The sequence below is a fragment of the Streptomyces sp. NPDC034037 genome (genome assembly GCF_055575715.1).
This window is the reverse complement of the sequence record NZ_JBVISC010000006.1, coordinates 515,412-527,867: the sequence shown is the minus strand read 5'-3', so window position 1 is coordinate 527,867 and position 12,456 is coordinate 515,412. Positions and strand designations below refer to the sequence as shown.

The window sequence follows — 12,456 nt, the reverse complement described above, 5'->3', positions numbered from 1 at the left end:
ACCCCGGACGAGGCCGAGACCGGGCGGCGGAGTCAACCAGGAGAACCTGCCTTGAGTCGTGAAACTGACAGTTCGTCCTCCGGGCCCCAGGGGCGCGGTGGAGCCGCATACCCCTCGGGGACGCCGCCGTACGGCTCCCCGGCGCAAGGCCCTGCCGCGGACGGCGGCGCGGACGGCCGGCGGCGGCAGGCCGCCGAGCAGCGGCCGGACGAGCCCGAGACCCAGACCACGCTGACCACCCGCGTCCGGATCAACATCCCCGGCTCGCGGCCCATCCCACCGGTCGTCATGCGGACGCCCGTCGGCGACGAGGGCGGCTCGCGCGGTGACACCTCGCGCGCCCAGGACGCGAACGCCGCGCCCGGGGCTCCCGGTGCCCGGGACACGGCCGGGGACGCGGACGCCGCTGCCGCGCGAGGCGCCGCTTCCGGTGGCGTCGGCGGAGACTTCTCGTCCGGTTCCGTTTCCGGTTCCGCTTCCACCTCGTCCGGCGGGGACGCCGGTGCCGGGTCCGCCCCGGGTGAGGGCGGCACGGCGGGTTCCGGCGCGGCCGAGGAGAAGACCAGCGACTGGTTCGCGCCGCGCAAGCCCGCGCGGGGCGACAGCGGCGCGGCGGGCGCCGGCAACGGCGCGCCCCCGGCGAGCGGTTCGAGCGCCCCCGGCGGCCCAGGGGCGAACGGTTCCGGTTCGGGTTCCTACGACGGCCCGGGCTCCTTCGACGGCTCGGGTGCCTACGACGGCTCGGGCTCCTACGACGTATCGGGCGCCGTGGCGTCCGGACCCCTCGGCTCGGGAGCGCCGCAGGGCGACCTGCCGTACTTCACCGGCGGCCCGGGCACGGGCCCGGGGGAAGCCGCGAACGGCCCCCAGGGCTCCCGGGGCCCCGCGGGCCCGACCGGTGGCCCCGTCACCGGCGACGGCCCGCTCGCGCCGACCACGCCCGGCTCCCGCCCCGCCGGTCCCACCGGCCCCGGCAACTCCACGGGCGTCCCGCCGCGTTCGGGCGCCCTGAGCGACGACACCGCGATCCTCACGCCCCAGAAGGGCGGCCCCCTCTCGCCGCCCCCCGGCGGCCCGCGCCCGCCCGCCGGCGGACCGGGTGCCCCCGCCCCGGGCGGCAACGTCTCGGGGGAGACGCTGACCAGCGGCATCCCCGTCGTACCGGCCACGCAGGACGACGGGCCGTCGGCGCACACCCCGCCGAAGCTGCCCGACCCGGTGCGCTCCGACGTGCCGCCCGTCGCCGCCAAGCCCGCGCCGAAGCCGAAGAAGAAGGGCCGCAACAAGCTGGTCCTCCTCGCGGCCGCCGTGGTCGTGGTGGCCTGCGGCGCGTACGGCGCGGGCCTGTTGATGAACCACGCCGACGTGCCGAAGGGCACCACGGTGCTCGGCGTCGACATCGGCGGCGGCACTCGCGACGAGGCCGTCAAGAAGCTGGACGACGCCCTCGGCGAGCGCGTCGCCAAGCCCCTGAAGCTGTCGGTGGCCGGCGAGCAGGTCACGCTCAAGCCGGACCAGGCGGGCCTGACGCTGGACAGCCAGGCCACCGTCCGCGAGGCCGCGGGCAGCGACTACAACCCCGTGTCGGTGATCGGTTCGCTCTTCGGCAACCAGCGTGTCGTCGAGCCGGTCATGCCCGTCGACGAGGAGAAGCTGGCGGCCGCCCTGGAGCGCGCCGCGGGCGGCTCGGGCTCGGCCAAGGAGGGCACGGTCAAGTTCCTGCCCGGCAAGGCCGTCCCCGTCTACGGCAGGGTCGGCAAGGGCATCGACCCCAAGGCGTCCACCACCGCTGTCGCCCAGGCCTACGAGAAGCAGGTCGAGACGGGCAGCGCCGGCCCGGTCCGGGTGCCGGTCACCACCCGCAGCCCGCGGGTCTCCAAGGCCGAGGTCGACAAGTTCATGACCCGGTTCGCCAAGCCGGCGATGTCCGCCAACGTCACGATCAGGGCGGGCGCCAAGGAGATCCCCTTCGGCCCGGCGAGGTCCCTGCCGAAGATCCTGTCGGCCAAGGCCGTGGACGACGGCAGCCTGCAGCCGCACTACGACCTGGTGGAGCTGAAGAAGCTGTACGGCAACATCTTCGACGGCATCCTCATCCAGCGCGGCAACGGCGACAAGACGCCGGTCCAGCCGACCGACGTGGCGGGCGCCATGAACAAGGCGCTGCTCGGCAAGACACCGGCCGAACGCATCGGCGTGATCGAGACGAACGCCGACTAGCCGCCGCAGGCACAGGTCCGCGCGGGTCCGGGACGACAGCACCACATGACATCTGTCATCCCGGACCCGGCACGGACGACACTGCCGCCGCCCTCCGCCGTCGCCGACGATGGAGCACATGACGGCAGTGAGCTTCACCCAGGTGACCAAGAGCTACGGCGCCATGCGCGCCGTGGACGGTCTCACCCTCGACCTGCGCCCCGGTGAGACCGTGGCGCTGCTCGGGCCGAACGGCGCGGGCAAGTCCACCACCCTCGACCTGCTGCTCGGCCTGCGGCGCCCGGACAGCGGCACGGTGCGGGTCTTCGGCACCTCGCCGCGCGAGGCGATCACCGCCGGCCGGGTCGGCGCCATGCTGCAGAGCGGCGGCCTGATGGGCGAGGTCACCGTCCGCGAGCTGGTGCGCCTGGCCTGCGATCTGCACCCGAGGCCCCGCCGCGTCACCGACGTGCTCGCCGACGCGGGGATCACGCAGATCGCCGACCGCAAGGTCGACAAGCTCTCCGGCGGCCAGGAGCAGCGTGTGCGCTTCGCACTCGCCACGGCGGGCGCGAACGACCTGATCGTCCTGGACGAGCCGACCACCGGCATGGACGTCACCGCCCGCCAGGCGTTCTGGGCGACCATGCGCGAGCAGGCCGACCAGGGCCGCGCGGTCCTGTTCGCCACGCACTACCTGGAAGAGGCCGACGCGATCGCCGACCGCGTCCTGGTCCTGCACCGCGGCCGTCTCCTCGCGGACGGCACCGCCGCCGAGATCAAGGCGAGGGCGGGCGCCCGCAAGGTCGCCTTCGACCTCGCCGAGATCGACGAGGCGCTGACCGGACGACTTCGCGAACTGCCCTTCCTGACGTCGCTGGACGTCTCGGGCCGCACGGTCCGGATCCAGTCCGCCGACGCCGACGCCACCGTGCACGCCCTGTACGGGCTCGGCGTCCACCCCCGCAACCTCGAAGTCGCCGGGCTCGGCCTGGAGCAGGCCTTCGTGGCGATCACCGAGGCCGAGGAGGCCAGGAACCGATGACCAACGCACTCGCCTCCCGCGGCCTGATCAGGCTGGAGATCGTCCGCGCCCTGCGCAACCGCAAGTTCCTGTTCTTCTCCGTGATCTACCCCTCGGTGCTCTTCCTGATCGTGGCGGGCACCCAGGGCGGCTCCGACGAGGTGCCCGGCTCGGGGCTCTCCGTCCCCGCCTTCATGATGGTCTCGATGGCGTCCTTCGGCGCCCTGACCGCCGTACTGATGGGCAACAGCGAGCGCATCGCCAAGGAGCGGGAGAGCGGCTGGGTGCGCCAGCTGCGCCTGACGACGCTCCCCGGGCGCGGCTACGTCCTGGCGAAGACAGCGAGCGCGGCGGTGGTCAGCCTGCCGTCCATCGTCGTGGTGTTCGCCGTCGCCGCCGCCTTCAAGGACGTCCGCCTCGAAGCCTGGCAGTGGCTGGCGCTGACCGGCGCGATCTGGGCGGGCAGCCTCTGCTTCGCGGCGCTCGGCGTGGCCATCGGCTACCTGGCGTCCGGCGACGCGGTCCGCCCCCTCACGATGATCGTCTACTTCGGGCTCTCCCTGCTCGGCGGCCTGTGGATGCCCACGACGACCTTCCCGGGGTGGCTGCGGGACGTGGCGTCCTGGCTGCCCACCCACGCGTACGCTGCCCTCGGGCAGGCCATCGAACTGGGCGACGCCCCGCACGCGAAGGACGTCACCCTGCTGGTCGCCTACTTCCTGCTGTTCGCGGGCGGCGCGGCGTGGCTGTACCGGAAGGACACCCTGAAGGCGTGAGCAAGGCTCCCCGCGCCCGCGACGCGCACGACCCGCTCCTCGAAGAGGCCCACCCGCTGCACGTCTTCGGCCGGCCCGTCCTCGACCGCCGGCAGATCCTCGTCAAGGCGCTGTGGATCGGCATCTGGCTGGTCTTCCTGGCCGGCCCGGTGCACGACCTCGTGGTGACCGAGCGCTCCGGCGTGGCCACGGCGCTCGGCTCCCTGGGCCTCGCGGCCTTCGTGGCCTGCTACCTCTCGCTGGTCTTCCGCTACACCGTGCGGGTGCTCGACTGGCGTGCGGTGTCCGTGTCGTTCGCGGTGCAGCTCGCCCTCGCAGTGGTCCTCGCCTTCGTCTTCGGCAGCCACTGGCTCGGGCTGTTCGTGTACGTCTCGGTCTCCGCCGGCGCGGTGCTCCCGATGCGGTACGCGGGCGGGATCATCCCCGCGGTGACGGCCGTGATGGTCGCGGTGGGCCTGCGCACGGACAGCCTCCAGGACCTCCTCGGCAACCTCGCCGTGCTCAGCCTCCTCGTCGGCTTCGCGATGAGCGGCGTACGCCAGTTGGTGCGTACGACGGTCCAGCTGCGCCAGGCACGGGCCACCGTCGCCCAGCTCGCCGCCAACGAGGAGCGGCTGCGCCTGGCCAGGGACCTGCACGACCTGCTCGGGCACTCGCTCTCCCTGATCACGCTCAAGAGCGAGCTGGCCGGGCGGATGCTCCCCGACCACCCCGATAAGGCGGCCCAGCAGGTGGCCGACATCGAACAGGTCAGCCGGCAGGCCCTGGTGGACGTCCGCGAGGCCGTCTCCGGCTACCGCAGGCGCACCCTGGCCGGCGAACTGGCGGGCGCCCGCACGGCGCTGACCGCCGCCGGCATCGAGGCCGACGTGCCGCTCCAGGGGCCCGCCGAACTGCCGGACGAGACGGGCGAGGCGGCGCTCGCCTGGGCGCTGCGGGAGGCCGTCACCAACGTCGTGCGGCACAGCGGCGCCCGGCGCTGCACGGTGGCGTTCACGGCCCGCCAGACCCTGGCCGGGCCGCTCCTGGAACTGTCCGTCGAGGACGACGGCACGGGCGGCGGCCCGGGCGCGGTCGCCGGCAACGGACTGACGGGCCTCGCCGAGCGCGTGGCGGCCGTCGGCGGCACCCTGGAGACCGGCCCCGCGGCCCGCCGCGGCTTCCGGCTGGCGGCCCGCGTGCCGCTGACCTCCGCGGCCGTAGGATCGCCCGCATGAGCGGCGAGGGCGGCGAGGGCGTGGCGGCGGGGACGAGCGGCGTGATCAGGGTGCTGCTGGCCGAGGACCAGTCGATGGTCCGCGAGGCCCTCGCGGCCCTGCTCGGCCTGGAGCCGGACATCGAGGTGGTCGCCCAGGTCGCCCGCGGCGACGAGGTGCTCGCGGCGGCGCGCGAACACGCCGTGGACGTGGCGCTGCTCGACATCGAGATGCCCGGACTCACGGGCATCGAGGCGGCGGCCGAGCTGCACGCCGCGCTCCCCGCCACGAAGATCGTCGTGCTCACCACCTTCGGGCGCCCCGGCTATCTGCGCAGCGCCATGGAGGCGGGCGCCGCCGCGTTCCTGGTCAAGGACGCCCCCGCCGCCCAGCTCGCCGCGGCGGTGCGCAAGGTCCTCGCGGGGGAGCGGGTCATCGACCCCACGCTGGCGGCGGCGGCCCTCGCGGGCGGCGCGAACCCGCTGACGGACCGCGAGCGCGAGGTGCTACGCGCGGCGGCCGACGGCGCCACCAACGCAGAGCTGGCCCGTGCCCTGCACCTGTCGCAGGGCACCGTCCGCAACTACCTGTCCATGGCCATCCAGAAGCTCGCCGTCCGCAACCGCGCGGAGGCCGTGAGCGCCGCCCGCGACAAGGGCTGGCTCTGAGCGGCGGCCCCGCCGCTCAGTTCAGCATCGCCCGCGCGGCCCGCGCCTGCTGACGCACCCGTTCCGCCGTGGTCGGCTCCACCGCCGTCACGACGTCGGCGTACTCGTCCAGCTCCGCCGCGCCGCCGAGGAAGTCGCCGCGCTGCACCAGGAGTTGGGCCCGCTCGTAGCGCAGCCGCGCGGGGTGCGCGGGCAGCAGCAGGGAGAGGTCCAGGGCCCACAGGGCGACCTCGGAGCGCTCGGGGCGCGCGGCGGCCCAGGCGCGGATGTTGTTCAGGATGCGCTGCACGATGTTCAGCGGGTCGGCGGGCGTCAGCATCGACGGCTGGATGCCGGTGCCCGCGGTCCCGGCCACCAAGAGCTCCGCGTCCTGCCCGGTCAGCAGCCGCCCGCCGTCGAACGGATCGGCGAGCACCTGCTCGTCGCGCGGTCCGAAACCGACCACGAAGTGCCCCGGCAGCGCCACCCCGTAGACCGGGGCGCCCGCGCGCCGCGCCACCTCCATCCACACCACGGAGAGCAGGATCGGCAGGCCCCTGCGGCGCCGGAGCACCTGGTGCAGGAGCGAGGACTCCAGGCGCTGGTAGTCGCCCGGCGTCCCCTCGAAGCCGCACTGATCGCCGAGGAGTTCGGCCATCGCGGCCGCCCACGCGCGCGGCCCGCCGGGACGGAACGGCAGCAGGCCCGCGAGCCGGTCCAGCTCGATCTCGGCGGCGTCGATGCCCGCCTCGTCCAGGGAAGGGTCGGCCTCCGCGCCGATCAGCAGGCACAGCAGGGCGAGTCCGGGCCGTTCGGACCGTGCCTCTTCGGCGAACCGCCGCCGCCATTCGCCGGACTCCGCGTGCATACGTGCCTCGTGTCTCATGCCCTCGCCGGGCTGCTTTCCGTGCCGTGCCGTGCGCCGCCCCGCCGGGCCGCCGCCTCAGGGACCGTCGTGCCGGTAGTGGTGGTAGGTGTGATGCGCCGCGAAGCCCATCCGGTCGTACAGCGCCCGCGCGCCGTCGTTGCCGTCCTCGACCTGGAGCCAGGCCGCCGACGCGCCGTCCAGCAGGGCCTGCCGGGCCAGCGCGGTCATCACCGCGGTGGCGAGTCCCCGCCGCCGGTGCTCGGGGTCCACCTCGACCGCCATGAAGCCCGCCCAGCGCCCGTCCACCACGCACCGCCCGATGGCGGCCGGGCCATCACCGCTCCCGGGCACGGAAGCGAACCACACCGACGGCCCGCTCGCCAGCACCTGGGACACATGGGATGCCGAGTCCCCGGCCCGCCCGTACCGCCGCAGCCACCCCTCGTCGCACGAGCGGGACAGCTCCACGCGCGCCACGTCCGCGTCCAGATCCGCGACCGGCGCCAGCGCGGCGACGCGCAGCTGAGCGCTCACCTCGCGCGCCCAGCCGCGCGCCTCCAACTCCGCGCAGAGCAGCTCCTGCGTGCCCTCGGCGCCGGTCGCGGTCTGCACATAGGCGGGCAGGCCGCGCGCCGCGTACCACTGCCGTACGTAGGCCAGCGCCTCGTCCAGCGGCCGTCCCGGATCGCCCAGCGGCAGCACCGAGTTGGCGCGCCGCGTGAAGCCGCCGGCGGCCCGCAGCTCCCAGTCGCCGAGCCGCTCGCTCTCGAGGGGCTGCCAGGCCCGCGCGCAGACCCGCGCCAGTTCCGCGTACGAGGCGGCGGGCCCCCGTCTGCGGGCGGGCGCCGCCGGCACGACCTTCGCCGCGACCAAGGTGTCCTCCGCGATCCGCACGCTCTCGCCCGTCCGTCGTGTGATGAGCACCACACCATCGTTCCACGATGTGAGAACACCGACCGTGTCGGTGAACCCGCCGCCCGGTGAACCCGCTTCCCTCAGGCGTCTTACCGACACCCTTTTCCCCACGTCAGCAGGGGTGATGCGGACCTCGAGCCGTCCGCCCGCAGTGAATTCCACAGCTCTGTACGCCCCTCCTGTTCGGATCTTGCCCGGGAACGGAGATACTAGGGGCGGGCATCGACGACGCCGCGCTCCCGCGCGCCAGGCGAGCGGAGCCTGAGGACGGCCCGCCAACGCCCGTATCGAGGAGGAACGACAGCGTGACCTACGTCATCGCGCAGCCTTGTGTCGACGTCAAGGACAAGGCGTGCATCGAGGAGTGCCCGGTCGACTGCATTTACGAGGGCTCCCGGTCCTTGTACATCCACCCGGACGAATGCGTCGACTGCGGAGCCTGCGAACCGGTCTGCCCGGTCGAGGCGATCTTCTATGAGGACGACACTCCCGAGGAGTGGAAGGACTACTACAAGGCGAACGTCGAGTTCTTCGACGAGCTCGGTTCGCCCGGAGGCGCGAGCAAGCTCGGTCTGATCGAGCGCGACCACCCCTTCATCGCCGCACTGCCGCCGCAGAACCAGTAAGAACGGCAGCCTGAGCGCCGCCCCGGTCCCGTACGGCATGTCCTGCCGTACGGGACCGAGGCATTTCCACCGCGGCGCCGCGGGCCGTCCCCACGAAACAAGCGCACCACGGGAGTGAGCACGTGTCCGCAGTCTCCGATCGGCTTCCCGCCTTCCCCTGGGACAAGCTGGAGCCCTACAAGGCCACCGCGGCCGCGCACCCGGACGGCATCGTCGACCTATCGGTCGGCACCCCGGTCGACCCGGTCCCCGAGCTGATCCAAAAGGCCCTGGTCGCCGCCGCCGACTCGCCGGGCTACCCGACGGTGTGGGGCACCCCCGAACTGCGCGACGCGCTCACCGGCTGGTGCGAACGCCGTCTGGGCGCACGGGGCATCACGCACCGCGAGGTCCTGCCGGTGGTCGGCTCCAAGGAACTCGTCGCCTGGCTCCCCACGCAGCTGGGCCTCGGCCCCGGCGACGTCGTCGCCTACCCGCGCCTCGCCTACCCGACCTACGAGGTGGGCGCCCGGCTGGCCAGGGCGGAGTACGTCGCCTACGACGAGCCGACGGACCTCGACCCCACGAACCTGCGGCTCCTGTGGCTCAACTCGCCCTCGAACCCGACCGGCCGCGTCCTGACCCGCGAGGAGCTGACCCGCACCGTCGCCTGGGCCCGCGAGCACGGCGTGCTGCTCGTCAGCGACGAGTGCTACCTGGAACTGGGCTGGGAAGCCGAGCCGGTCTCGGTCCTGCACCCGGACGTGTGCGGCGGCTCCTACGAGGGGATCGTCGCCGTCCACTCCCTGTCCAAGCGGTCGAACCTCGCGGGCTACCGCGCCGCGTTCGTCGCCGGTGACGCGGCCGTCCTCGGCGACCTGCTGCAGATCCGCAAGCACGGCGGCATGATGACCTCCGCGCCGACCCAGGCGGCCGTCGTCGCGGCCCTCGGCGACGACCAGCACGTGCGCGAGCAGCGCGAGCGGTACGCGGCCCGGCGCGCCGCTCTGCGGGACGCCCTGCTGAAGCACGGATTCCGCATCGAGCACAGCGAGGCGAGCCTGTACCTGTGGGCCACGCGCGACGAGTCCTGCTGGGAGACCGTCGGGCATCTGGCGGGGCTCGGCATCCTGGTGGCGCCCGGTGACTTCTACGGGCCGGCGGGCGAGCGCTTCGTGCGCGTGGCGCTGACGGCGACGGACGAGCGGGTGGCGGCGGCGGTCCGGCGCCTGGCGTGAGCCGCGCCCGGACATGACGCGGGCCCGGAGCCACTGGCTCCGGGCCCGCGTGCGGGTGCCGGGCGATCAGCCGAGCGGCAGACCCTGGGTCGGCAGACCGGCGGTGGGCAGACCGCTGGTGGGCAGGCCGCCCTTGGTCACCACGTCGGTGGGCAGGCCGCCCTTGCTGACGGCGTCGGTGGGCAGGCCGTCCTTGGTGGCGGTGCCCGCCGTGTCGCCGAGCACCTCGCCCGCGCTGCCCGCGACGTCGCCGGCGGCCTTCTGGGCGGCCGGGGCGGCGGTCTTGGCGCCCTTGCCGACGACCTTGCCCGCGGCCGGGACGGCCTTCTTCACGGCCTTGCCGCCGGTGTCCCCGGCGGTCTTGGTGGTGGTCTGGGCGGCGCCGTCGACGGTGTTGCCCAGACCGGCGCCGTCCAGCGCGGTCAGCCCGCCCAGGTCGGGGGAGGCGGGCAGGCCAACGGCGCTCGCGGAGCCGGCCGCACCGACCACGGAAGCTGCACCTGCGGCGCTGAGCAGCGCGGCGCGGGCGATCCGGCGGGTCAGGGGGAGGGACATGGTGCTCCTTCAGACGGGAGAGAACGTTGGGTGTCCAGCCGGATCGGCTCCGGCGTCCCACCGGATGGCTTCCGGCGATCGGACGCCGTGACTACCGCTCGAAGCCCGGGAAGGTTGCGGTGCGCGGACGTAAAGAGTTGGCAATACGTCGCATTATCGGCTCTGGATAAAAACGGGCAAACGGATCACGGTCGGGGGCGCTGCCGAATCCTTCATCCCCTTTGCCCCCAAGGGATCGGGCCGGGGCCCGCACAGGCGGTGGAGAGACCGGCGGACCCGCCGCGCCGCGAGGAGCGCCGCCCCCCGAACGGGTGACGGGGCGTACTACTGCCCGGTGACGATGCGCACCTCGCCAGAGGTGCCGCCCGGCCCCGCCGCGCCGTCCCCGCGCACCCTGCGCCACGTCCCCGACTCGGCGGCGACCCACTCCCGCCCGCCGTACGAGACGCGCTCGACGCGCAGCGCGGAGGCCTGCGCCACCGCCCAGTGCGCCAGCTCCCAGCCGCGCCGCGGCGCCCTGCCGTCGGCCGCGGCCGTGGCGGGCACCGGCACCGTCACCGTCCGCCCTTGGCCCCCGGTCCGCACCCCGCGCCCGAAGTCGCGTGCGAGCGCCGCCCGCACCCGCGCCGGGCCGCCGGGGTCCGCGCCCGGGCGGCCCTCGCAGCTGAAGGCGGCGGGCGCGCGGCCGGTGAGCGCGGCGGCGAGCAGCACGGCGTCCGGCTCGTGCTTGGCGTACGCCTGCGGATAGCCGCTGCGCTGCACGCGCTGGGCGGCCACCGTCAGCGGCAGCCTCGAATAGCCGGGGACATCGGCGAGATGCTCGTAGAAGCGTGCCGCCGAGTACGCCGGGTCCATGATCTGGCGCTCGTCGCCCCAGCCCTGCGTGGGGCGCTGCTGGAAGAGGCCGAGCGAATCCCGGTCGCCGTGGCGGATGTTGCGCAGCCCCGACTCCTGGAGGGCGGTCGCCAACGCGATCGTCACGGCCCGCTCGGGCATGCCGCGCGAGGTGCCGACGGCGGCGACCGTCGCGGCGTTGCGCGCCTGCTCCGCGGTGAACTCGTACGTCGCGCCGTCGTCGTGCGCCGACACCACCCGGCACCGCGCCGGCGGCTTGCCGCCGTACACGTACTGCACCGCCACATAGCCCGCGACGGCGCACAGCACGAGGACCGCGGCCGCCAGGCGGCGCAGTCGGCCGCGCCGCGGGAAGATCGGTGGCTCAGGCACGCGACCAAGGTACTGGAGTCCGCCGACCGGCCCGCCCGCCCCGCGGCGTTAGGGTCGTGCGCATGTCCCAGACCCCGCTTGACCTCACGCTGGACGCCGCCGAGCTGACCGCCCGGCTCGTCGACTTCCCGTCCCCGAGTGGCTCGGAGAAGGACCTCGCCGACGCCATCGAGACAGCCCTGCGCGGCCTTTCGCACCTCAGCGTCGACCGGCACGGCAACAACGTCGTGGCCCGCACGCACCTCGGCCGCGCCGAGCGGGTCGTCCTCGCCGGGCACATCGACACGGTGCCGATCGCGGACAACGTGCCCTCGCGCCTCGACGAGGACGGCGTCCTGTGGGGCTGCGGCACCTGCGACATGAAGTCGGGCGTCGCCGTCCAGCTGCGGATCGCCCGGACGGTGACCGAGCCCAACCGCGACCTCACCTTCGTCTTCTACGACAACGAGGAGGTCGCCGCCCACCTCAACGGCCTCGGCCACGTCGCCGAGGCCCACCCCGACTGGCTGGCCGGCGACTTCGCGGTCCTCCTGGAACCCACCGACGGCCAGGTCGAGGGCGGCTGCCAGGGCACCCTGCGCGTCCTGCTGAGGACCAGGGGCGTACGGGCGCACTCCGCGCGCGCGTGGATGGGCTCCAACGCCATCCACGCCGCCACCCCGATCCTGACCAGGCTCGCCGCGTACGAGCCCCGCAGGCCGTTCGTCGACGGCCTCCAGTTCCACGAGGGCCTCAACGCCGTCCGCGTCGAGGGCGGCGTCGCCACCAACGTCATCCCCGACGAGTGCACCGTCACCGTCAACTTCCGCTACGCCCCCGACCGCAGCGAGGAGGACGCCCTCGCCTTCGTGCGCGAGTACTTCGCCGACTGCGGCGTCGACGAGTTCGTCGTCGACGACCACACGGGCCCGGCCCGCCCCGGCCTCACCCACCCCGCCGCCGCCGCGTTCATGGCGGCCGTCGGCGGTGAGGCCCGCCCCAAGTTCGGCTGGACGGACGTCTCCCGGTTCAGCGCACTCGGCGTGCCCGCGGTGAACTTCGGTCCCGGCGACCCGCTGCTCGCCCACAAGGTCGACGAACGCGTCAAGGCCTCGCGGATCCCGGAGGCGGAGGAGCGGCTGCGGGCCTGGCTGACGGCCTAGCCCGACCCCAGGGGCACCGGGTCACCCTCCCGGTGCCGGACATCCACAGGTCCCTCCGGTGTAA

12 protein-coding genes are annotated in these 12,456 nt (G+C 74.2%); 8 read left to right on the top strand and 4 right to left on the bottom strand.

Features of this window, described 5'->3' with window-relative positions; translation table 11 throughout:
* Positions 1-51: 51 nt before the first annotated feature.
* The 5 genes from ACZ516_RS23570 (at position 52) to ACZ516_RS23550 (ending at position 5,863) form a co-directional block, all read left to right on the top strand.
* Positions 52-2,220 carry a hypothetical protein gene (locus ACZ516_RS23570; RefSeq protein WP_469011577.1) on the top strand — a complete coding sequence of 723 codons (2,169 nt, stop codon included), beginning with the start codon at positions 52-54 and terminating at the stop codon, positions 2,218-2,220.
* Positions 2,221-2,329: 109 nt separating this feature from the next.
* Positions 2,330-3,244: an ABC transporter ATP-binding protein gene (locus tag ACZ516_RS23565; RefSeq protein WP_469011576.1), complete on the top strand. Its 915-nt coding sequence runs from the start codon at positions 2,330-2,332 to the stop codon at positions 3,242-3,244.
* Entirely contained in the window at positions 3,241-3,999 is a 759-nt protein-coding gene (locus ACZ516_RS23560; protein ID WP_469011575.1) for an ABC transporter permease, read from the top strand. Before ACZ516_RS23565 ends, ACZ516_RS23560 begins: the two co-directional genes overlap by 4 nt.
* 56 nt (positions 4,000-4,055) lie before the next feature.
* Entirely contained in the window at positions 4,056-5,216 is a 1,161-nt protein-coding gene (locus ACZ516_RS23555) for a sensor histidine kinase (protein WP_361079742.1), read from the top strand.
* Entirely contained in the window at positions 5,213-5,863 is a 651-nt protein-coding gene (locus ACZ516_RS23550; RefSeq protein WP_469011574.1) for a response regulator, read from the top strand. Before ACZ516_RS23555 ends, ACZ516_RS23550 begins: the two co-directional genes overlap by 4 nt.
* 16 nt (positions 5,864-5,879) lie before the next feature.
* Here ACZ516_RS23550 and ACZ516_RS23545 read toward each other — a convergent pair whose 3' ends face one another.
* A complete protein-coding gene (locus ACZ516_RS23545; RefSeq protein ID WP_361079625.1) occupies positions 5,880-6,728 on the bottom strand; it encodes a transglutaminase-like domain-containing protein in 849 nt (282 codons plus the stop codon).
* A gap of 57 nt (positions 6,729-6,785) precedes the next feature.
* Entirely contained in the window at positions 6,786-7,787 is a 1,002-nt protein-coding gene (locus ACZ516_RS23540) for a GNAT family N-acetyltransferase (protein WP_469011573.1), read from the bottom strand.
* A 143-nt stretch (positions 7,788-7,930) separates the two neighbouring features.
* Here ACZ516_RS23540 and fdxA point away from each other — a divergent pair, with 143 nt between their 5' ends.
* Both fdxA and ACZ516_RS23530 read left to right on the top strand, forming a co-directional pair.
* Positions 7,931-8,251, top strand: coding sequence for a ferredoxin (gene fdxA, locus ACZ516_RS23535; RefSeq protein WP_018089397.1), 321 nt, complete (start codon positions 7,931-7,933; stop codon positions 8,249-8,251).
* Between the two features lie 122 nt (positions 8,252-8,373).
* Positions 8,374-9,468, top strand: a complete 1,095-nt coding sequence (locus tag ACZ516_RS23530; protein WP_469011572.1) for a bifunctional succinyldiaminopimelate transaminase/glutamate-prephenate aminotransferase — start codon at positions 8,374-8,376, stop codon at positions 9,466-9,468.
* 66 nt (positions 9,469-9,534) lie between these two features.
* Here ACZ516_RS23530 and ACZ516_RS23525 read toward each other — a convergent pair whose 3' ends face one another.
* Both ACZ516_RS23525 and ACZ516_RS23520 read right to left on the bottom strand, forming a co-directional pair.
* Positions 9,535-10,023, bottom strand: a complete 489-nt coding sequence (locus tag ACZ516_RS23525) for an ATP-binding protein (RefSeq protein WP_358913658.1) — start codon at positions 10,021-10,023, stop codon at positions 9,535-9,537.
* Between the two features lie 324 nt (positions 10,024-10,347).
* Positions 10,348-11,250: a heavy metal transporter gene (locus ACZ516_RS23520; RefSeq protein WP_469011571.1), complete on the bottom strand. Its 903-nt coding sequence runs from the start codon at positions 11,248-11,250 to the stop codon at positions 10,348-10,350.
* Between the two features lie 62 nt (positions 11,251-11,312).
* Here ACZ516_RS23520 and dapE point away from each other — a divergent pair, with 62 nt between their 5' ends.
* Positions 11,313-12,392, top strand: coding sequence for a succinyl-diaminopimelate desuccinylase (dapE, locus tag ACZ516_RS23515; RefSeq protein WP_469011570.1), 1,080 nt, complete (start codon positions 11,313-11,315; stop codon positions 12,390-12,392).
* Positions 12,393-12,456: the final 64 nt, after the last annotated feature.